This is a genomic window from Micromonospora sp. DSM 43699 (assembly GCF_055517075.1).
The window spans coordinates 62,108-84,114 of sequence record NZ_JBTMMT010000003.1 but is presented as its reverse complement, the minus strand read 5'-3'; the positions used below and the strand labels follow the sequence as shown (position 1 = coordinate 84,114).

Here is a 22,007-nt window from a genome sequence, read left to right as displayed (position 1 = left end):
CCGTTGTGGCGACGCTTTTCGCGCCTGCGTGGGCGTCGAAACAGGCGGAGCAGGAAACTTCGCAGCAGGGCCAAGGCATCGACCGTCCTTCCTGTTGAGCCAGCGCTTCCGGCGCCGGCTATCGCAAGTCGCAGTGGCTGGCAAGCAGGGCGGCGACGACGTCGCAACCCCTGTCGGTCATATGCGCGCGGTCGACGAAAATCCAGTCGTCGGGTCGGACGGCATCCGCGAGCAGCGGGGCGAGATCGACGAAGCGGACCCCCAGCTTCTCGCAACCGACCCGTAACACCGCCGCATAATCCTGGCCCACCTGCGGCGGGATGATGTCGCCATAGGTTTCCCGGAAGTTGAAGACCGCATCCAGCTCGTCGAAGAGCAGTTGCTCCGGCGGTGACGGACGTTCCCGAACCCAGGTGGCAAGTGGCTGGAGAACGAACGACAGTGTCGCCCCCAACGCGTCCGCGAGCAGGCGCCACGTGCCGAGGTGCCGCAGGGTCAGGTCGGCAGCGATCTCGATCTGCTGCTCGGCCGGGGGTCTGGCGTGCGTATCGCGCTTCGCTCCGGCCTTTCCGGCATCCCGTCGCAGTCGTTGTGACAAACCAATTAGTCGAGGTGGCCGCTGCCGTTCGTGCATGATCTCGTTGAACTCGTCACAGTGATAGAACGCGCCGTGCTCGCCGCGAATACGCCCTGGCAGCCGCGCCAGTCCGAGGTTGTTGAGCCCGGAGAAGAGCACGATGTTCCGAATACCGGACAGCAGGTGCCGGTGCAGCGTGAAATTGACCAGTTCCTGAGCCGAGTTGTGAGCGCGACCGCCGAGGTTCACCCAGGCATGCTCGGGCGCGTACGCGGACCACAGCCTCGACGACACTGTCGCGGCGTCGGCGGTGGCACCGACACCGAACGCGGTGGAGCCACCGACCAGGATGTTCACCCCACCGTCCGGCTGCGGGCCTGCCACCGACACTTCCTCGGCTCCTCGGCGGGAAATGCGGAAGCCCAGCCGGTCGGTGTTGACAAAAGCAGAGCGATGGCTCGCCGGATGAAAAAACACCACGTACGGCAGCCAGCTCAACTTGCCGTCCGCATAGAAGTTTTCCATGTAGTGCATCATCTGCGGTGCGAGCGTGACGACGTGCGGTGTCATCGTTGAGCACTCCAGATGGTCGGTAGCAACGGATCGCCCCCAGCCAAAAGACCCGGCTTGGCTCCACAGGCCTCACCCCGCGACCCAGGTCACCGGCGGCCAGCATGGCAATGCTAGGCGTACGATCAAAGCCAGTCAACCCCGACACATTGATTATCGTGGCTTGATAAGCAACATACCATGCGCTAGGATCAGTCCTGGAACTGACAGAGTCAGCAGGGGGAACTTTGCCACTCAGCGATGCACAGGTACGCATTTTCCACAAGGAAGGTGTACTGGTCGCGGAGAGCATTTTCGACGACGCCGACCTCGCTCCGATAATCGACGAGTACGCGGCCTGGTTGACGGAGCGCGCGAACACTCTCCGCGCCGAAGGTCGCCTCGCCGATCTTTACCCGGACATGCCGTTCGCACGGCGGACCGCGTTGCTCCACGCTCAAGCCCCTGAAATCACCGAGCATATGGACATCGCCACGGTGCTCGGTCCGGCTACGTTTGCGTTCCTGCGGCACCCGCGCCTACTGGCCGCACTGGAACTCCTCATCGGGGCAGAGATCACCTGCAATCCCATTCAACACGTCCGCGCAAAGCCACCGGCAGATTCCACAGGCGCGAGAGATGGATTCTATGACGTGCCGTGGCACCAGGACGCGGCGACGATGTCGAATGAGGCCGACAATTCAGATATTGTCACCTGCTGGATTCCGTTGGTGGACACCACGCGACACAACGGGTGCCTCGAGGTGATCCCCCACGCGTGGCGGGGTGGGTACATCGCGCACGGCCCCGGTCCCCGGATCGCATCGGGCCACCTACCCGCCGAGGCACCACGACCAGCCCCGGTGAGACGGGGCGGCGTCGTGTTCATGCACCGGTACACACCACACCGTTCCACCCCGAACCTCAGCGACCACACTCGCTGGAGCATCGACTTGAGATACCAGCCGACCGGCACTCCCACCGGACGGCCTTTTCACCCGAGCTTCGTCGTGCAGAGCCGTCAGCAGCCGGCGGAGGTGTTCACCGACTACGCGGCGTGGTGCCAGACGTGGCGCGACGCTCTGGCCGCGACGCCGGAAATGCGCAGCCACCGGACGTGAGGCCACCACCCGGCGTGCCACTCTCGTCATCTCGGGGTGCTTGCGGGCATTCAGGTGCATCTCATGGTGAGCTCCCCGCCGTCGAGCGCGAGCGTCACGACAGCGCCCCGACCCAGATCCACCACCCGCCCGTACCGACCGTGGCCGTTGACCACTGCCGCAAAGCGACCGCAGGCGGAGGCATGCAGCCGGTACCTCAGCCGGCGGTCCATCCACGGCGCGTGCTCCGGCTCGTCGACCAGCTCGACGGTCGCCAACACCGTGAACCGGTCGTCGTCCCGGATCAAGCTCGACGATCGTGCCGTCGGCGGTGAGCGCCAGCCACCGGGAACCGTCGGTGTCGTCGATCGGAGCAAGGTCGATCACCTGCCCCCACGACACCGGTAGCGACCAACCCGGCCGGCCGACCAGCCTCGTCGCACTCCCGGCAGATCAGGTCGAGCCATCCCACGCCCGCTCGGCAACCGGAAGCACGCCACCTCCCCGCCCTCCGGTCCGACGACCAGGTGGGAGCAGGCCTGGCTGACGGCCGCATCCGCCGGATGTCCGCAAGAGAGGGTCAGCACGGCAGCACACCATCCGGCCCCGTCAGCACCTGGAGCGTCCCCGATACCGCGCGGCCCGGCAATCGGCAGTGCCATCTGAGCACCGCCCCTCAGCTCACCCCGGCGACCTGCTCACCCGGCTCGTCGACTACGGCATCAAGCCGGTCACCACCACCCCACAGATCCCCTGAATTCCGCCGGTCCACAGATATCGACAATCGCTCGCCGCCTCGCTGCGGGATATGCGGCGCCCACATTGTGCGCGCCGGGCACCTTACCGGAGGTCGCATTTCCGACACCACATCGACGTCTTTGTCGACTACGTTCACCTGGCAGCCCGTGCCGCCCCTGATACCAATCTGCCACCCGATGTGCGGCTACCGCGACCGCCGCCCGAGCCGGAACAGGTGCTTTTCCGGCCCGTCGCATCGGCTTGATAGCGTAGAGACATATCGATTCCTTCGGATGAGGAGGAGCGCCACGTGGATATGAGCACGCTGACAGATCTGGGTATGACCGGAGCGGCGGTACTGGTACAGGCGGCCGCGACGGACATGTGGCAGGTGGCACGCTCCGGGTTCACCCGGCTACTCGGTCGTGGTGACCCGCACCGGGAAACCGCCACGGTTCGGCGGCTGGACGCCCTGGCCACGGAGGTGGAGCAGGCCCCGCCAGCCCAGCGCGATCAGGTACGTCAACGGCTACTGCCGGCCTGGCAGATGCGCCTGTCAGACCTGATCGAGGAAGATCCGGCCAGGACCGACGCCCTGCGTGATCTGCGTGACGAGTTGTTGACCCGGCTGCCCACTCCCCAGCAGCAGTGGATACAGAACATCACCGCGACCGCCTCCGGCGCCACCGCGCAGGGAGTGATGTTCGGCAGCATCATCAACCACCCCGCCCCGCCGGGAGCTGACCCGATCGGCCCGGTGCCCGACCCGGGACCTTCCCGGTGAATATCGAGCCCTCCCCCGTTCACCAGAACGTCTCCGCTGTCGCCGGCACCGCCTACGGGGTGATCGGTGCCGACCTGCATGTCTTCGGGGACGGCACACCGCTCTATCTATTGGAGGAACACCGCCGGCCCCACCCGCCGGACCGGAGCTGGCTGCGTGAGATGCCCTCCCGGATGCTCAACGCCCACGCCTGCGTGGTCCCGTTCACCGGTCGCGAATCTGATCTCGACGAGCTGCGTACCTGGTCGGAGACCGGGCCGCGACTGGCGGTGCGCTGGCTGCACGCACCCGGGGGCCGGGGTAAGACGCGGCTGGCCGACCATCTCGCCGCCCAGGTCGCCGCCGAGGGCTGGAAGGCCGTCACCGCGGTGCCCCACGTGGGGATGCCCAGCGCCCTGCTGAGCAGCCAGGACCTGCGACTGGACCGCCACCGGGGAGTGCTGCTGATCGTCGACTACGCCGACCGTTACCCGCTGTCCACCCTGCTCTGGTTGCTGCGCAACTCGCTGCTCCATCAGGCCGGCAAGCCGGCACGGGTGTTGATGGTGGCACGCAGCGCGTCCTTCTGGCCGGCACTGCGTGCCAACCTGGACGATCCCCGGGTTCAGGCCGGCACCTCCGAGCACTACCTGGACCCGCTGCCTGACGACGAGGACGACCGGTGGGCCATGTTCACCGCCGCCCATGACAGCTTCGCCGCCGTCTACGAGATCCCCGGCCCGGCCGCCTTCCCCCCGCTCCTCGACCTGGGTCATCCGGAGTTCGGGCTCACCCTCACCGTGCACGTCGCCGCGCTCGTCGCCGTCGACACCCGCGCGACCGGGGACCAGCCACCCACGCGGATCAAGATGCTGACCCGCTACCTGCTCGACCGCGAACGTCAACACTGGGTCCGTCTGTACGAGGGCCACGTCCACGGGCTCAACCACCACACGCCCGACGATGTCATGGCCCGTACCGTCTTCACCGCCGCCTTCACCGGCCCGCTCCCCCACCCCGAGGCCACCGGGCTGCTTCGTCGGATCGAGCGGGAACTGCCCGCCGAACGGATCATCAGCGACCACAGCCGCTGCTACCCGGCCGCCGATCCCCATCGGGTCACCGCGCTCGAACCGCTGTACCCGGACCGACTGGCCGAGGACTTCATCGCTCATACCCTGCCCGGTCCCGACCACCCGGCCGAACCGTGGGCGCCCACCCGACTGGGCGAGCTGCTGCACGACCCACCATCGCCGGCGTCGGATCACTCCCCGCCGCGTACGACATCCGCGACGTACGCTTCGCGGGCGGTCACCTTCCTCACCGCCGCCGCGGCCCGCTGGCCCCACCTCGGGCCCGCACACCTGTACCCACTCCTGTGCGACCGGCCACAACTCGCGATCATCGCCGGCAGTGCCGCCCTCAGCACCCTGGCCGGCATACCCGGTGTCGACCTCACGGCGCTGGAAGCGGTCGAGGCGCTGCTGCCCGCCGACCGACACGTCGACCTCGATGTCGGTGCCGCCGCGATCGTAGACGTCCTCACCACGCATCGGCTCACCATGACCGACGATCCGGCGGAAGAGGCCCGCCTGCACGCCACCCGCTCCTGGCGCCTGGCCAACGCCGGCCGCTACGCGGAGGCCCTGGCGCCCATCGAGGAAGCCGTGGCGATCCGCCGCCGGCTGGCCGACGCCGACCGCACCACCCATCTGCCCGCCCTGGCCAGATCGTTGCACAACCTGGGGCAGGTGCTGTCGGAACTGGGCCGGCGGGAAGAGTCCCTCGTCCACAGCCAGGAAGCCGCGGACACGTACCGGCAGTTGGCCCGGACCGATCCCGCCACCCACCTGTCGCACCTGGCGAGAACCTTGCACAACCTCGGCATGGCGCAGGGCGGCCTGGGCCGGCAGGAGGAGGCCCTGGGGCTCGCCGAGGAGGCCGTGACCATCGGCCGCCTGTTGTCCGACATCGACCCGACCGCCTACCTGCCCGACCTCCCCGGGCTGTTGAACAGCGCCATCAAGGTCCTGGTGGAGTTGCGGCGCCACGAGGAAGCCCTGGGGCTCGCCGAGGAGGCCGTGACCATCAGCCGCCGGCTGACCGACGCCGACCGCACCGCCCACGGGCCCGAGCTGGCGAGATCGTTGCAGAACCTCGGTAATGCCCTGGTCGAACTGGGTCGGCCCGAGGAGGCCCTGGTCCACAGCCAGGAAGCCGCGGACACGTTCCGACGACTGGCCGGGACCAACCCCGTCGCCTACCTGCCCGAGCTGGCAAGGTCCCTGGTCGCCCTCGGCAACACCCTGGTCAAACTCAGGCGGCGGAAGGAGGCCCTCGCCTACACCCAGGAAGCGGCGGACACGTTCCGACGACTGGCCGAGACCAACCCCGTCACGAACCTGCCCGACCTGGCAAGGTCCCTGAACGCCCTCGGTGAGGTGCAGTCCGAGCTGGGCCGGCGACAGGAGGCCGTCACCCTCTTCAGGGAAGCCGTGACCATCGGCCGGCGGTTGACCGAGGCCGACGACGACGCCTACCTGCCGCACCTCGCGAGGCAGCTGGGCAACCTCGGTTCAGCGGAGGCGGAGCTGGGTCGTCAGGAACAGGCCCTCGTCCACCTTCGGGAAGCCGTGGACGCCCATCGACGGCTCGCTGCGGCCAGCCCCGCCGCCCATCTGGGAAACCTCTGCACAGCGCTGCACAACCTCGGCGTGGTCCTCGACAGGCAGGGTCAGTCGGACCAGGCCCTGGCCTGCGCCGAGGAAGAGGTGACCATCGCCCGGAAACTGGCCCGGAGCAATCCCACCGCCCACCTACCCGACCTGGCACAGTCGCTGAACAACATTGCTGGATTCCTGGCCATCCTGGGGCGCAACGAGGAGGCCCCGGGGTTCGCCGAGGAAGCCGTCGCCGTCACCCGACAGCTGGCGGAGAACAATCCCACCGCCCACCTACCCGACCTGGCACACTCCTTGAACAACCTCGGTGTGTTCCTGTCACTGGCGCACCAGCGCGAAGGCGCTCTCGCCGCCTGCCGAGAAGCCGCGGACCTGCACCGGCAGTTGGCCGAGACCGATCCGGACGCTTACCTGCCACACCTCGCGCAGTCGCTGTACAACCTCGGTCTCCGGCTGGCGGAGCTGGGACGGCGGAACGAGGCCCTGGCCCCGGCCGAGGAGTCGGTCACCATCTACCGGCAGGTGGCGCACACGAATCCGGCGATCTACGGACGCAACCTCTCGATCGCGCTGGCGGCGTACATGCGGGTGAGCAGGGGGTCTTGGTCCGGATGAGACACCTCCGCACGTCACAGCCTCCGGGCGACGATGCTGGCGGCAGATCTGGCCGCCAGCACGATGGTCGGCTATTCGCCGAGGTCGTGGGGTGAGTTGGCTGGCGGATCTATCCGAGCAGCGTCGCCGCCGTGTACAGGGTGGCCAGGGACAGCGTCGTGGTGGCCACCACCGCCCGGTTGGCCACCGTCTCGCCGACGCCGTACTCCTGGGCGAAGATGAACGTGTTCTGCGCTGTCGGTAGGCCCGCGCACACCACCACGGTCAGCAACTGCGGCGCGGACAGGTGCAGGGCGAGTCCGGTCGCGTACGCGATGACCGGTTGTGCGACGAGCTTCAGCGCGGTGATCACGGCCAGGGCGGCGAACTCGGCCGGCTCTGCCCGGGTCGGCGCGGTGCGGTGCAGCGACGCGCCGAGGGCGATCAGGGCGGCGGGAACCGCGGCGCCTGCCAGCAGGGTGAGCGACGCGTCGGCCGCCGACGGCAGGCGCAGGTCGGCAGCCGAGCAGCCGACGCCGAGCAGCGACGCCAGGATCACCGGGTTACGGACCGGCAGGGAGGCGATACGGCGGACCCGGACGCGCCCGGCCGGGTCACTGTGCCGGTCCAGGGCGGTCAGGATCACGGGCGTCACCACGAGCACCTGTAGCAGCACCACCTGCGCCAGGAACGACACGTCGCCGAGGACCTGGGTGGCGATCGGGATGCCGAGGTTCGCCGAGTTCACATACCCGGCGGCCATGCCCCAGATCGGCCACTCGCCGGGCTGGCGTCCGAACAGCCTGCCCGCGCCGACCCACCCGAACCCGACGACCACGGCCGTGCTCACCCCGAAGGCGAGCAGCGGACGGCCGGCGAACCCGGACAGCGGCATCCGGGACAGGGCCAGGAACAGGGCGGCCGGCATCGCCAGATGAAACACGAACCGGCCGAGCACCGACGCCACCGCCTCGCCCAGCAGGCCCCGACGACAGGCCGCGTAGCCGACCCCGGTGAGGATCCAGATCGGCACGAACGCCGACACCAAGCTCATTCGTGCTTTACCGGCGGGCGTCGCGGCTTGCGCCGGTCGGCAGATACACCGACGCCCGAGGTGCGTGCCGAGCCGCCGGGCAATCGAGTGTCACGTGCTTCCAGGCACCGGTCGCTGGTCACGGCGGTGTCGCGGAGGTGCGGTCGGCGGCGGGGGTCACGACGCGGACGCCGGGCCAGCGTTCGACCGGGCGGTGGCGGGCGAGTCGTTGCCGCGAGATCTCCGGGTCGACCCTGGCCGGGTTGCGCCGCCACACCCCGTCGAGCAGGTCGTCGAGGCCGTACGGCGCACACACCGCGAGCTGGTCGTCCGCGTCGAGGCGTACCGCTACGGCGGTGGCGTACTCGGGCCAGGTCGCGACCGCGTCGGCGACCGTGTGGAACGGGGCCACCGGGTCGCCGCCGTACTTCGCCGGATACCAGGTGTGCACGGCGGCCTGGTTCTTCGCCTCCCACGGCAGCTGCGGCCAGGCCGCCACCAGCCGGGCGGTGGCCCGGTCGTCGTTGGCGCGGGTCAGGTCCGTCGGGTCGAAGAAGACGACATCGACGTCCCGTACCGACGAGGGGTCGAAGCCGTCGCCGTACCGCTCGCCCCAGACGAGGTCCCGCTCGGCACCCGCGCCGATCCACGCAGCCGGCAGGCCGCAGCCCCGGACGACGTCCAGCGCCCGGTTCCACCACGGGCTGGACCGGACCAGGGCCCGCAGCTCGTCCTCCCGCACCATCCCAGCCTAGGGCGGTCGAACCATCGTCTGCATGCACCCGCGCCTCGGGTGCGTGATCCCGTCGCAGGATCAGGGCGTGACGGAGAGAAGGTCGGCGTCGTGGCCGGGCCGTTGTGTCGACCACCAGGAGGGGATCGCCGACGACGAGACGCGCGCCTTCTATACCCGTCTCATGGACGAGGGCGGGGCGATGCTGTGGGGGCGCGTCACCCACGAGATGACGGAAAGCTACTGGCCCGCCGTCGCCCGCGGCGACGCCGAGGCGCCGCCGGCCATGCGCGAGTGGGCGGTCGAGCTGGAGGCCAACCCAGTTACGTGGTGTCGTCCACGCGTCAGGACTTCCCGTGGGCCAACAGCCACCACATCGCCGGCGATCTGCGCGAGGGCGTACAGAAGCTCAAGGACACGACCCCGTGCGGGGTCCTCCTCGGCAGCGACCCCGCGTGGCGGATGCGTAACCGATTGACCCACTCGGCGGCCGGCGACCCGGCAAGCACGTCGCCCTCCCGGTCGACACGATGGCGACCCGGCAGCAACCATCCCTTGGTAATCACGAACACGTTCGCTACGATCACGTTATGAGTCCCCGCCGAGCCCCCGTCAGCCGCCGCGACCGTCCCGCCAAGCCGCCACTCAGCCGCGCGGGCGCCGTCGCCGTGGCGTTGCAGATCATGCGGGAGGAGGGCCTGGAGCGGGTGACGATGCGCCGGTTGGCCGCCGAACTCGACACCGGCCCGGCCTCGCTCTACGTCTACGTGCAGAACATGGCCGAGTTGCACGGCGCGATCCTCGATGAACTGCTCGCCGACCTTCGCCTGCCCGACCCGGCCGGCGCAGGCGAGACCTGGCGTGGTGAGCTGATCGGGCTGCTTACCGGCTACACGCAACTGCTGCTCGGCTATCCGAGCCTGGCACGGTCGGTGCTTGCCCTGCGGCCGTCGGGCCCGCACTACGTGCGTCTGATAGACACGCTGCTCGGGCTGCTCCACGAGGGCGGCGTGCCGGTGGCGCAGGCGGCGTGGGGCGTGGACCTGCTCCTCCAGCACGGCACGGCCACGGCCGCCGAGCAGGGTGTGCGCGACGAGGCCGTTGAGGCGCAGGACGAGCAGGACGCGTTCGTCGAGGCGTTGAACGATGCCGCCGACGCCGACTGCCCGAACATCGCCCGGGCCCGCCACGACCTGTTCTCCGGCACTGGAGGGCAACGCCTGACTTGGATGTTCGACGCCCTGATCACCGGTATCACCACCGTCGCGGTGCCCGCACAGGAGCCTGCGGCGAGCTGACCCGGGAACCTCTCCTGCCGTGACCGGCGGGAGGATTGCGACACCCGCGAAGAACATGTTCGTCAGGAACAAGTTCTTCAGCGTTCATCTCGGCCCTACCGACGAACCGGCACGCAAGAGATCTTGGAGGAAGCCATGACCACCACACCCATCACGATCGTGGGAGCCGGCCTGGGCGGCCTGACGCTCGCCCGTGTGCTGCACGTTCACGGTATCCCGTCGACCATCTACGAGCTTGACGCTTCACCGCAAGCGCGTACGCAGGGCGGGATGCTCGACATCCACGACTACAACGGCCAGGTCGCGGTCAAGGCCGCCGGACTGTTCGACGAGTTCCAGAAGATCATCCACCCGGGCGGTCAGGCGACCCGGATCCTCGACAAGCACGGCACCGTGTACACCGACGAGCCCGGCGACGACGGCGACGGTGTCGGCGGCCGGCCGGAGGTCGACCGCGGCGATCTACGGAAGATGCTGCTCGACTCGCTGCCCGAGGGCACGATTCGCTGGGGCAGCAAGGTCACCGCAGTGAAGAGCCTGGATGACGGCAAGCACGAGCTGACCTTCGCCGACGGCTCGACCGTCATCACCGGCCTGCTCATCGGCGCGGACGGCGCCTGGTCGCGAATCCGGCCGCTGCTGTCGGACGCCAGGCCCGCGTACACCGGGATGTCGTTCATCGAGGTCGCCCACCACGACGCGGCTGAGCGGCATCCCGGGCCGGCGAAGACGGTCGGCGCGGGCATGTTGTTCGCGCTCGATGCCGGGCAGGGCTTCCTCGCTCACAGCGAGACCGACGGGAGCCTGCACATCTACACCGCGCTGACCAAACCGGCGGACTGGGTCGACAGCGTCGACTGGACCGACACCGACAAGGGCAAGGCCGTCCTGCGGGAGGAGTTTCACGACTGGGCGCCGGAGTTCCACGCCCTGATCAGCGAGGCCGACAGCGCCCTGGTCCCGCGGACCATCAACGCCCTGCCCGTCGACCACCGCTGGAACCGGGTCCCCGGCGTCACCCTGCTCGGCGACGCGGCCCACGTTATGTCTCCGTTCGCCGGCGAGGGCGCCAACCTCGCGATGCTCGACGGCGCCGAGCTCGGCAAGGCCATCGCCGCCCATCCCGGCGACATCGAGGTCGCGCTCGCCGCGTACGAACAAGACCTGTTCCCGCGCAGTGCCGAAGCCGCCGAAGAAGCCGCCCGCAACCTGGAACTCTGCTTCGACGACCGGGCCCCGCACAGCCTGCTCGACCAGTTCGCCGCCTACGCGAAAGCCCAGTGACGATGACCGGGCAGGTAGTCACGCCGCGTCCCGGCCCGGGTTCGAAGCCGGGTGTCCGGATGGCATGGCACCAACCCCACCGCCCCACCGCCCCGCCGCCGCTGGGGCGACGTCCGGCGATGTCGGCGGTGTCGCGGCCCGGTGAACGCCCACGGACACCGCACCAGCAAGCAGTTGGCGATGCCGGTGGGGTTCCGTGCCGTCGCCCGTGCGGTAGGAGTGGGGGTCAGGCAGCGGGTCGGGGGGGCCGCGACCACCACGGCCGCACCACCACACCCATTCCGTCCATCATGGACAGCTTCGCTGTACAGCTCATCCCGGTTCCGACCTGACGCGATGTCCCGAGACAGCCGCTGGAACGCGACGCCCTACGCGATCCGGGCGGGCGTGTCGGTCATGACGTTGCCCGGCACGACCCCCTGTCCTCCCGACTCGGTGTGGAGGCCAGTTCGGGAGAGAAGGTGCATACGGCACCGTCGCGACGGATGGTGAGAATCCGGAAGGTACGGTCTTGATCTCATATCCGAGCCCGTCGCACGTCGTATGAGGGCACCTGGTCCCGACACGACGAAGTCCACCTCGGCCGACGGTGTGGTCAGCGTGCTCATGCCGGACCGCTCATTGCCGGACCGCTCATGCCGGACCGCTCATGCCGGACCGCTCCCTGCGTCGACGCGGACCCGATCGTCGGCGTCCCACCGCACGACCCGCCCGGCCCCCAGGACGAGTTCGCCGCCCCGCCACCGCTCGCGCAGCATCCGGTCGTGCGAGACCACGACGGCCGCTCCGGTGTAGACCGCGAGGGCGGCCTCGAACTCCTCGACCAACGCCAGGGACAGATGGTTCGTCGGCTCGTCGAGCAGCAGAAGGTCGACGTCGTGGTCCAGCAGGCGGGCCAGCGCGAGCCGACGCCGTTGCCCCACCGACAACGCGCCGACCGGGGTACGGAAGTCGGCCGGCCGGAACAGCCCGAGTGACCGTAGGCGGTCCCCGTGCTCCTCCATGGTGCCCACCCGTCCCTGGCCGAAAGCGGTCAGGAGACTGACGTCCGCACGGGGCGAAGGCACGTCCTGGGGCAGGTATCCGATCCGACCGTGGCGGTCGATCGTGCCCCGGTCAGGACGCAGCCGACCCGACGCCACCTGGAGCACTGTCGACTTCCCCGCCCCGTTGGGGCCCGACACCAGCAGTCGCTGGCCGGCGTACAGCACCAGTTCGTCCAGGTCGAGCCGTCCGTCGACCCGTACGTCGCGCAGTTCCAGCACCGGCCCCTCGCAGTCGTCGGCGTCCAGCGGAGCGTGCAGGTGCAACGGCTCGGGCGGCTCGGGCACCGGCTCGGCCCGCAGCCGTTCGAGCCGCTCGGCTGCGCTCCGGACCCGGGTGGAGATGGACTCCTGCACCCGCCTGCCGTCGCCGTTGTACTTGCACTTGTTGTGGTCCTTGATCGCCCGACCGGGTGCCACCCGGTAGGCGGTGGTCGCGCCCCACTCCGACCAGTGCGCGATCTCGCCCACCCACTGCGCGTACGCCTGCTCCCAGCGCTGCCGGGCGGCACGCCTCTCGGCGAGATAGCTGGCGTAGCCGTTGCCGTACCGGTGCACCGTCCGCCGGTCGCCGTCGACCTCGACGATCGCGGTAGCGACCCGTTCCAGCAGCAACCGGTCGTGGGTGACGACCACGACTGTACCGTGGTGACGCCGCAACCGGTTCTCCAACCAGGACACCGCCTGCTGGTCGAGGTCGTTCGTCGGCTCGTCGAGCAGCAGCAGTTCCGGCTCGGCGGAGAGCACTCCGGCCAGGCCGAGCCGGGCGAGCTGACCGCCGGAGAGCGTGCCGAGCCGACGGTCCCGGTCGAGGTCGCCGATGTCGAGTTTGGACATGGCCGCCTCGACCCTGGCGTCGGCACGATATCCGTCACGCAGTTCGAAGGCCGTGCGCAGTGTGCTGTAGTCGGCCATCCGCTCGGTCGAGGCGAACCCGAGTTCCCGCTCGGCGACGGCGATCCGCCGTTCCAGATCGCGGATCTCGCCGAGCGCGGCATCGATCGCGTCGCCGACGGTCGAGTCGTCCGGCAGGTCGAGCACCTGTCCCAGGTGCCCCACCCCGCCGTCCGCCAGCACGATGACCTCGCCGTCGTCCGGATGGTCCCGGCCCGCGATCAACCGCAGGAGCGTGGACTTGCCGGAGCCGTTCTCCCCCACGACGCCGACCCGTTCGCCGGGCGCGATGGTGAGCGAGACGGCGTCGAACACGCGGCGGTGGGCGAACGACTTGCTGACGTCCCGGAGCGTGAGCTGAGCTGACATGGAAACCTCCGATCTCCGGGCGCGGAGGACGGAACATCCCGTGTTCAGCGATCGAACCGGGGTGTGATCCGCGCGCGAGGGTTGTCGATTCAGACGATCTTGCCGCTGACCAGGGAGAGCTCGGAGCCTTCCCAGCCGCGCCGCAGCCAGCGGTCGTGCGAGGCCACGACCACCGCGCCGGGTGCCGTCCGGAGCGCGTCCTCCAGCTCCTCGACCAGGCTCAGGGAGAGATGGTTGGTCGGTTCGTCCAGCAACAGCACGTCCGGTGGTGTGGCCACCAGCAGCGCGAGCGCCAACCGCCGCCGCTGCCCGACGGAGAGGTGACCGAGCGGGCGGTCGACGTCACACGGAGCCAGCAGACCGAGCTGCGCCAGCGACACCGCGTCGGCGCCGGCCGCCGCGTCGTACACCTGCCGCGCGGTCTGTTCGTCATCGGGGAAGTCCAGGCGTTGCTGGGCGTTGCGCACCCGCCGGGAGATCTGCCGCTGCACCCGGCCGCCGTGCCGGTCGTACCCGATCTTGTTGTTGTCCTTGATGGTCCGCGCGTGGTTGACGGCACGCGCGGTGGTCCGCACGGCCTCGCGGAGTTCTTCGAGCTCCTCCTGCTCGGCCGCGTACTGCTCCTCCCAGCGGATCCGCTCCCGACGCTTGGCCGCCAGGTATTCGGTGTACGCGCCGCCGGAGCGGGTCACCGTGCCGCGGGTCGGGTCCAGGTCGACGATGTCGGTGCAGACCTCGTCCAGGAACATCCGGTCGTGCGAGGCGACGACGACCACCCCGGGCAGCCCGCGTAACCGCTGCTCCAGGAAACCGACCGCCTCGTCGTCGAGGTGGTTCGTCGGTTCGTCGAGCAGCATCGCCTGCGGCTGCCGGATCAGCAGGGCGGCGAGACCCAGTCGGGAGCACTGGCCGCCGGAGAGCGTGGCGAGCGGTCGCGACCGCTCCGTGTCGGCCAGCCCGAGCCCGGCCAGCACGAGTTCGGCTCGGCGGTCGGCGTCCCAGAGGTCGTGGTCCTGCGCCCACTCCAGCAGGTCGCCGTAGGCGGCGAGCACGTCGGCGTCGTCCGGCCGCCGTTCCAGCTCCCCGGTGAGCTGCTCAAACCCGGCCCGGGCGGCCCGCAGCTCGGCGAGCGAGTCGTCGACGACATCCTGCACCGTCGCATCCGGCGCGAACGGCAACTCCTGCCGCAGGAAACCGCTGTCGGCGGGGCGCTGCACCTCGCCGGCGTCGGGTTCCTCCATCCCGGCCAGCAGTCGCAGCAACGTCGACTTGCCGACGCCGTTCTCCCCCACCAGACCGATGCGCTGTCCCGGGGACGCGGACAACGACATCCCATCGAAGACCTGCCGGTCACCATATGATTTCGCCATATCACGGGCATACAGAAAGACCCTGTTTGACACTTGGACACCTGCCACCAGAAGAGATCGAACCTGAAAGGCGATTCGTATCCGGATTCCCGTGCGGGCGTCTCCTGATCAGGCAGGGTCGCCACAGGCACGAGCGGGCGCAGTGTCAGTAGATCATGAAACTGATCATATCGTCGCTCCTACCGACCGTCAACCGCACCGGCGGGAACGCGTCGACCGCGTCAACGCTCTTCCCGCACGTTCGCGCTGCTTGTCAGGGTCGGCTCGGGAAGCCAGCGGCGGCGGAGGAAATGGTCGAGCACAGCCTCGAACAATTCCCTTCCGTACTCTATGCGAAGAACACCCGAACCTGACAACGCGCTGTCGGTGGCGGCGGTGTCGAAGCTCAGCCCGCCTTCCGAACCGGCTCCCCCGAATTCCATGCCGAGGGTCCCGAGCAGCGGGAAAGCGGCATTGCCGGTATCGGCCTCGACGCGTCGCAGCCACTCGTCGGGCTGCACCGGCCGCAGGGCGTAGCCCCGCGAGCGGAGCCAGCCGACCATCTTCCCCAGTCGCACCGGCAGGCCCGCAACCAGGTTGAAGTTGCGGCCGGTCGAGTCCTCCCGGAGGGACAACGCGACCATGGCGTTGCTGACGTAGTTCACCGGGACCAGGTCGAAAGCAGTGTCCACGCCGGTCGGCGCGGCCCCCGCCTGAATGCAACCCTTGAGGATGAGCCACAGGTAATCACCGCTTTGGCAGGCCCCCGTACGGCTATGTCCGGTGATCCGACTCGGCCGGTAGACCGTGGCCGGCAGACCGCGCCGGCGCGCCTCCTCCACGAGCTGCTCGGCCACCCATTTGCTCTGGGTGTAACCATGTACGAGGGCGTCGGGCGGACCGGTCCGGTCGTCCGGTCGGAGCGTCCCGCCCGCCGACGGGGCGTACACGCCGACCGTGGAGACGTAGTGCACCGGGACGCTGCGATGCCGGGCGGCAAGCCGGAGAATCTCGGTCGTTCCGCCGACCGTAGCCTGTCTGAGCAGCGGGTAGGGCGCGGTGAGATGCACCGCGGCGCCGACGTGGTAGACCGCGTCGACCTGGCGGGCGAGCTCGTCGAAACCACTCTCGGACAGTCCCAGGCGTGGCTGCGCAAGGTCGCCGGGAAGGACCTCGATCCGGTGTTCCTGGTCGTCCGGCCGGATGCCGTACCCCTCGAGAGCGTTGTGCAGACGTGCCGCGGCTTGGTCGCGGTCGGTGCCGCGCACCAGGCAGCACACCGTGGCACGGGTACGCCGGAGAAGGGCGTGGAGGGTGAACGCTCCGAGAAATCCGGTCGCCCCGGTCAGCAGCACCCGGCCGGCATCAGCCACGTGCCGGACCACCTCCGGCGCGGCCACGATGTCGGCCGGCAGCGTAGCCTCGGACGCCAGGTCCGGCCGGGCGCCGTCCGGACCTGCGGCGGGCGGTTCGACCCGGTCGACGATCGCCGCAAGGCCGCTGACGGTCGGCGCCGTCAGGATCGCGCTCAGCGGGATCTCCACGCCGAGTTCCGCACGAACCCGCAGCAGCAGGCGCGTCGCCAGCAGCGAATGCCCGCCCAGTGCGAAGAAGTCGTCGTCCGGATCCACCGAGGACACGGCGAGCATGTCGCGCCAGATGTCGGCGATCCTCGCTTCGGTCGGGGTCGCGGCCGATGCCGTGGCGTCGCGGTCGATCGGCACGATCCGCGGCAGCGCCGCCAGGTCCACCTTGCCGCTCGGCGTCCGCAGGAAGGTCGTCAACCGGACGAAGGCCGAGGGGACGAGGTACTCCGGCAGCCGGCCGGCCAGTGCCGTGCGGAGTGTCTCCGGCGTCGGCACCTGGCCCGTGGCCGGGACGTAGTACGCGATCAGGCGTTTGCCGTCCGGGCCGCGGTCCTCGGGCAGGACCGCGGCATGGGCGACGCCGGGGACGCCCTGAACGGCCGAGGTGACCTCGCCGAGCTCGACCCGGTAGCCGCGTACCTTGATCTGGTCGTCTCCGCGACCGACCCACTGGATGCTCCCGTCCGGGAGGTAGCGGGCGAGATCGCCGGTCCGGTAGATCACGTCGGAGGGGTCGAGCGGATCGCGGACGAACTTCTCGCCGGTCAGCTGAGGTCGGCTGAGATAGCCCAGCGCCACCGGGGAGCCGCCGACACAGATCTCCCCGACCGTCCCGACCGGGCACAGTCGCAGCCGCCCGTCGCGCAGGGTCACCCGGGCACCCCCGACGGGACGGCCGATCGGCGGGAGGCTCGGCCAGCGGTCCGGGTCCGCGCCGAGACGTTCGGCGGTGACCACGTGGGTCTCCGACGGGCCGTACTGGTTTTCCAGGTACGCGCTCGGAGCGTGCTTGCGGAAGAACTCACGCACCGCCGGTGTCGCATGCAACTGCTCGCCGGCGGTGATCACCTCGGTCAGCCGGGGTACCGACCGGCCGGTGGCACAGGCGTACTCGGCCAACTGCTGCAACGCCACGAAGGGCAGGAACACCCGGTCGATCCGCTCCCGGTCAAGCAGGTCGAGAAGACGGGCGGGGTTACGCCTCGCCTCGTCGTCCGCCACGACCAGGGTGCCGGCCGTGGCCCACGTACCGAAGATCTCCTGGAACGCCACGTCGAAGCTGAGGGCTGCGAACTGCAGCGTCCGGGTACCCGGCCCGGCGGACGACCGGGCCGACTGCCAGGACAGCAGATTGGTCAGAGACCGATGCGGAACGGCCACCCCTTTGGGACGGCCGGTGGAGCCCGATGTGTAGATGAGATAGGCGATGTCGTCCGGCCCGACCGGCGGGCGGGCCGAGCCGGGCATGGCCGGTGGATCGCCGAACTCCTCGACGGTGATCGTCTCCGCCGGAAGGGCGGCACGGGTCTGATCGCCCTGGACGATGGCGACCCGGATGCCGCTGTCGGCCACCAGGTACGCGATCCGGTCGGCCGGGTAGGCCGGGTCGAGAGGCAGGCAGGCGCTGCCCGCGCGGAGCACACCCAGCACCACCACGGCCATCGCCGCCGAGCGGGGCAGGCTCACGCCGATCGGCTCGCCGGCGAAACCACGAGCGGCCAGATGCGCTGCGATCGTCGTGGCGGCCACGTCGACCTGGGCGTACGTCAACCTGGTGGCCGCGTCCACGATCGCCGGAGCGTCAGGTGTCCTGCGGGCCTGGACCGCGAAAGCGTCGGTCGCGGAGCGCGGCACGGGTCGCCCGCCCGGAGCGGCTGCCTCCCGCGACCAGGTGTCGATGATCCGCCGCTCGGCCGGCGGGATCACGTCCAGCTGCCCGATCTGTGTCTCCGGGGCGCCTGCCACGTGCCGGAGCAGCGTCCCGAGGCGTGCCGTCAGGAGCTCGGCGGTACGGCGGTCGTAGAGATCCACGGCGTACTCGAGATAGCACTGGAAACCGCCGTCCCTGGGCGCCACGTGCAGGAAGATGTCGTACTTCGCCGTACCGGAGGGCAGGTAGAGCCGCTCCGCGGTCAGACCCGGCAGGTCGAGGTCCGGTGCCGGAGTGTCCTCGTAGCCAAGGACCACCTGGAACAGGGGAAAACGGTTCGGTGTACGGGAGAGCTTCAGGTCGCGGATCAGATGGGCGAAGGGCACGGCACGGTGTGCGATGGTCGTCCACAGTTGTTCCTTGACCCGGAGGACCAGATCGGCGAACGCGATGTCGGACGGCACCTCCTGACGTAGCGGCATGACGTCTGAGAGGCAGCCGATCATCGGATCGAGGATGTCATCGCCGCGGCGCGACACGGGGATGCCGATCACCACGTCACCGGCTCCGGTGTGTCGCGAGATCAGCACGACCAACGCGGCCGCCAGAACGGTGAACGGCGTGCACCGGCCCCGCCGGGCAAGACGACGCAGACCAGCACCGACCTCCGGGGCCACCCGGAACTCGACGCGATCCCCCCGGCAGCTGAGCCGCTCCGGCCGGGGCCGATCGGCCGGGAAGGTGGACTCCTCCGGCGCGGCGCGCAGTGCCCGCCGCAGGTGCTCGGTGGACTCGTCGAGGGTGCTTCGAGAGGCGCGACGGCGCTCCCGTGCATAGGGCCCGTGCTGGAGCGGAATGGCCGGCAGCGCGACCTCCCCGCCGGTGGGTGCGGCCCGGTAGAGCGCGCTGAATTCGGTGCTGAGCACGCGGAAACTCCAGTCGTCGACCACCGCGTGATGGATCGCCACCACCAGGATCGCGTCGTCGTCGGAGAGCCGCAGCAGGGTGGCGCGCAGCAGCGGTGGCCGGTCGAGGTCTATCCGGCGGCTCGCCGCCGCGGCCAGCGCCTCGGCCAGTCCCCGCCGGGTCACCTCCTGCACCTGCACCTCCACCTCCACCGCGTCCGGCGGCATCACGGTCTGTGACGCCTCGCCGCCCGTGAACGACAACCGGCTGCGCAGCACCTCGTGGCGCGCAACGATGCCGTTCAGCGCCCGGCTCACGGCGCCGGTGTCGACGCGGACGCCACGCAGCCGATAGGACCACGACTCGACATACCGGGAGCCGTCCTCCTGCATCTGGTCGTTGAGCCAGATCGACTCCTGCTCGAACGACATCGGGTAGGTAGCCCCCGGGTGAGTCACGACTGAACCCTTCCGATGTGCGGACGCGAGGATCTCAGAGTGATCGGAGCAGGACCGCACGGTCGATCTTGCCGGTCATCGTGGTGGGCAGTTCGTCGCGGGCCCGCAGGACGTGCGGTACGAGATGCGGTGGGAGCGCGTCGGCCAGCGCTTGCCGGATCACCGCCGGCGAGGTCGCGACGGCCCCGTCGGTGACGTAGAACAGCGCCAGCCGGTCATAGCCGGTGACCTCGGCCGGGACGGGGAGCACGGCGGCGTCCCGGACTCCGGGCACCCGTCGTGCGGCATTCTCGACCTCCGCCGGCTCGATCCGATGCCCGGATATCTTGATCTGCAGGTCCGCCCGGCCGCGGAAGTGCAGAAGCCCATCGGAGTCCAGGCATCCGACGTCGCCGGTGCGGTATACGCGCTGCGGCACGCCGTCGATGGTGAGGTACGGGAACGCGGCCGAGGTGGCGTGGTCGTCGTCGAGGTAGCCGAGGGCGAGTCCGTCTCCCGCCAGGCAGATCTCGCCGACTTCTCCGGCGCCGACGCTCTCGTCGCCGTCGAGGATGTGCACTGTCGTCCCGGGCACCGGCCGGCCGAGCGGAATGCCGTCCGGGCGGTCGCAGTCGGCTGCCGTGATGCGGTGGGTGGTGGCGAAGACACAGGACTCCACCGGGCCGTACCCGTTGGTCAGCCGGCAGCCGGGGTGGCGCAGCAGGAACCGGGCCACGTGCGTCGGTGAGAGCCGCTCGCCGCCGGTGATGACGTGCCGCAGTCCGGTCAGGCAGGACCGGCCGGGATCGTCCTCGTCGATGAGGAAGTTGAGCAGCGACGAGGTGAGCCAGACCGTGTCCAACCCGGCCCGGCTGGTCAGGCGGACGAGCTCCGCGGGCAACAGGTGGTCGGTCTCGGCGAGGACGCACGACCCGCCGCTCGTCAGCGGACCCCACACTTCGAGGCTGAAGGCATCCCAGGACGGAGGTGCGGCCTGCAGGACGACCCTACCCGGGCCGAGGTCGGCGAACCCACCGCCACCGAACAGCCGGGTGGTCGCGCGATGTGGTGACAGCACGCCCTTGGGGACGCCGGTGCTCCCCGACGTGAAGAAGATCGCGGCGGGGTCCGTGCCACTGACCGGGACGCTCGGTGGCCGGCCGTGCCGTGCGCCGACACGGCCGGGCATCGGGTCCGCGGGGGTCCAGCTCGCCGGGCTGCCGGTCACGTCAACATCGGACACCATCAGCGGGGCCCGCAGGGTGGTGGCGAGGTAGGCGACGCGGGCCGGCGGCCAGCGACGGTCCATGGCGGCGTAGGCCGCGCCGCATTTGAGGATGCCGAGAAGAACCATGATCAACCGCGGCGTCCGCGGGAGGAGCACGGGGACCCTGTGCCCCGGCCGTACCCCGTTCGACCAGAGGTCGGTGGCGTAACTGTCCGCGGCGGCGTCCAGCGCCGCATAGCTGACGTGTTCATCCCGGTGGATCAGGGCAACCGCGTTCGGCCGCGATCGGGCCTGGGCCGCGACCGCTTCGTGGATCGGCGGGGACGGCGGGCGAGTGGTCCAGGGCACGGAGACTGCTCCCTCGGCCGGTGGGAACGGATCAGGCTTCGGTCATCGAGATGACGTCGGCGAGCGTGTCGCTGTCGAAGAGAACCTGCGCCGGGATCTCGATCCCCAGTTCTCTGCCGATCCGGGCGCAGATCCGCATGGCCTGCAGGGAGGACCCACCGAAGTCGTAGAAGCTGTCGGCCGCCGTGACGCCCGGCACCTCGAGCACATCGGAAACGATGCGTAGGACGATCGTGCGGTTGCCGCCGGGCTCAGGCATGGGCTGCCATCCTTACTTCGTCGAGGTTGCGCAGTGCCGCACCTGGCTGCACCACGGTGCGGGGAGAGCACTGCCGGCGCCCAGCACAAGGCCGGCGCGGGGCTCCCGGAGCTGGGCGAACAGGCCCGCCAGCAATGAGCCGAGCGGAATGGTGCCCCAGGAGATGGACCGGACTGAAGCCCTGACCTGGGTCGGCAGCTCCGGTGGCGGCTCCTGCTGCCGGTGGGGACGCAACAGCACGCTCAGCGTCGTCACGCCGGCCGCGAGACCGGTGGTGCCGGCACAGAAGATCACCGGAGCGCCGCTCGCCGCCGGCCGGTATCAGCAGCGCGGCACGTGCGCCGAAGGTTGTCGCAGCCACCGGCAGTCGCGCGGTGCCGAGGCGCTCCACCAGACGGGCGATCGGCGCCTCGAAGGCGAGGTTGACGCTGGTAACGTCCAGACGGCTCACTCGTACGTGCCCGACAGGTCTCCGGCTGCGATCCGGGCCGACGCGCGCGTGCCACCGCGTCCGGCGAATAGAACGGTCAGAGACGTGATTCTTCCGTCTGATCGGACGCATCCCCCGCCATTTCCTGGAGGGAGTT

General features: G+C 69.8%; 14 protein-coding genes and 1 pseudogene. 6 read left to right on the top strand and 9 right to left on the bottom strand.

Translation table 11 applies throughout. The features are described 5' to 3' along the window. Positions 1-118 precede the first annotated feature (118 nt). Positions 119-1,147: an Inducer of phenazine A gene (locus tag AC0AIB_RS02890; protein WP_465095949.1), complete on the bottom strand. Its 1,029-nt coding sequence runs from the start codon at positions 1,145-1,147 to the stop codon at positions 119-121. Positions 1,148-1,374: 227 nt separating this feature from the next. Between AC0AIB_RS02890 and AC0AIB_RS02885 the strand changes: the two genes are divergently transcribed. Next, on the top strand, positions 1,375-2,247 hold the full coding sequence (locus tag AC0AIB_RS02885) for a phytanoyl-CoA dioxygenase family protein (RefSeq protein WP_465095948.1): 873 nt from the start codon (positions 1,375-1,377) through the stop codon (positions 2,245-2,247). Between the two features lie 50 nt (positions 2,248-2,297). Here the strand turns inward: AC0AIB_RS02885 and AC0AIB_RS02880 are convergent, their stop codons facing one another. Continuing rightward, entirely contained in the window at positions 2,298-2,534 is a 237-nt protein-coding gene (locus AC0AIB_RS02880; RefSeq protein ID WP_328345484.1) for a hypothetical protein, read from the bottom strand. A gap of 746 nt (positions 2,535-3,280) precedes the next feature. On the opposite strand from AC0AIB_RS02880, the gene AC0AIB_RS02875 reads away from it, so the two are divergent. Together AC0AIB_RS02875 and AC0AIB_RS02870 are read left to right on the top strand one after the other, a co-directional pair. Beyond that, entirely contained in the window at positions 3,281-3,748 is a 468-nt protein-coding gene (locus tag AC0AIB_RS02875) for a hypothetical protein (protein ID WP_465095947.1), read from the top strand. Next, positions 3,745-7,023, top strand: a complete 3,279-nt coding sequence (locus AC0AIB_RS02870) for a tetratricopeptide repeat protein (RefSeq protein ID WP_465095946.1) — start codon at positions 3,745-3,747, stop codon at positions 7,021-7,023. The genes AC0AIB_RS02875 and AC0AIB_RS02870 overlap by 4 nt, the downstream gene beginning before the upstream one ends. Before the next feature lie 109 nt (positions 7,024-7,132). On the opposite strand, the gene AC0AIB_RS02865 is transcribed toward AC0AIB_RS02870, so the two are convergent. Both AC0AIB_RS02865 and AC0AIB_RS02860 read right to left on the bottom strand, forming a co-directional pair. Further along, positions 7,133-8,056 carry an AEC family transporter gene (locus tag AC0AIB_RS02865; RefSeq protein ID WP_328345479.1) on the bottom strand — a complete coding sequence of 308 codons (924 nt, stop codon included), beginning with the start codon at positions 8,054-8,056 and terminating at the stop codon, positions 7,133-7,135. Between the two features lie 118 nt (positions 8,057-8,174). Beyond that, a complete protein-coding gene (locus AC0AIB_RS02860; RefSeq protein WP_465095945.1) occupies positions 8,175-8,777 on the bottom strand; it encodes a nucleotidyltransferase family protein in 603 nt (200 codons plus the stop codon). A gap of 79 nt (positions 8,778-8,856) precedes the next feature. Between AC0AIB_RS02860 and AC0AIB_RS02855 the strand changes: the two are divergent. The 3 genes and pseudogenes from AC0AIB_RS02855 to AC0AIB_RS02845 all read left to right on the top strand — a co-directional run. Then, positions 8,857-9,215: pseudogene (locus AC0AIB_RS02855) on the top strand (dihydrofolate reductase family protein); the annotation flags it as partial. 143 nt (positions 9,216-9,358) lie between these two features. Next, positions 9,359-10,066 (top strand): TetR/AcrR family transcriptional regulator, encoded by a 708-nt coding sequence (locus AC0AIB_RS02850; protein WP_465095944.1) that lies wholly within the window; start codon positions 9,359-9,361, stop codon positions 10,064-10,066. A 135-nt stretch (positions 10,067-10,201) separates the two neighbouring features. Beyond that, positions 10,202-11,350 carry an FAD-dependent oxidoreductase gene (locus tag AC0AIB_RS02845; protein ID WP_465095943.1) on the top strand — a complete coding sequence of 383 codons (1,149 nt, stop codon included), beginning with the start codon at positions 10,202-10,204 and terminating at the stop codon, positions 11,348-11,350. Between the two features lie 647 nt (positions 11,351-11,997). On the opposite strand, the gene AC0AIB_RS02840 is transcribed toward AC0AIB_RS02845, so the two are convergent. The 5 genes from AC0AIB_RS02840 to AC0AIB_RS02820 all read right to left on the bottom strand — a co-directional run bounded on the left by AC0AIB_RS02840 (position 11,998) and on the right by AC0AIB_RS02820 (position 21,420). Beyond that, the gene (locus tag AC0AIB_RS02840) at positions 11,998-13,656 is read right to left on the bottom strand and encodes an ABC-F family ATP-binding cassette domain-containing protein (protein ID WP_465095942.1); all 1,659 of its coding nucleotides are present in this window, start codon (positions 13,654-13,656) and stop codon (positions 11,998-12,000) included. Between the two features lie 89 nt (positions 13,657-13,745). Further along, positions 13,746-15,026, bottom strand: coding sequence for an ABC-F family ATP-binding cassette domain-containing protein (locus AC0AIB_RS02835; RefSeq protein WP_465095941.1), 1,281 nt, complete (start codon positions 15,024-15,026; stop codon positions 13,746-13,748). 221 nt (positions 15,027-15,247) lie between these two features. Beyond that, entirely contained in the window at positions 15,248-19,606 is a 4,359-nt protein-coding gene (locus AC0AIB_RS02830) for a non-ribosomal peptide synthetase (protein ID WP_465095940.1), read from the bottom strand. A gap of 34 nt (positions 19,607-19,640) precedes the next feature. Continuing rightward, positions 19,641-21,161, bottom strand: coding sequence for an amino acid adenylation domain-containing protein (locus AC0AIB_RS02825; protein WP_465095939.1), 1,521 nt, complete (start codon positions 21,159-21,161; stop codon positions 19,641-19,643). A 31-nt stretch (positions 21,162-21,192) separates the two neighbouring features. After that, on the bottom strand, positions 21,193-21,420 hold the full coding sequence (locus AC0AIB_RS02820; protein WP_328345466.1) for an acyl carrier protein: 228 nt from the start codon (positions 21,418-21,420) through the stop codon (positions 21,193-21,195). Positions 21,421-22,007: the final 587 nt, after the last annotated feature.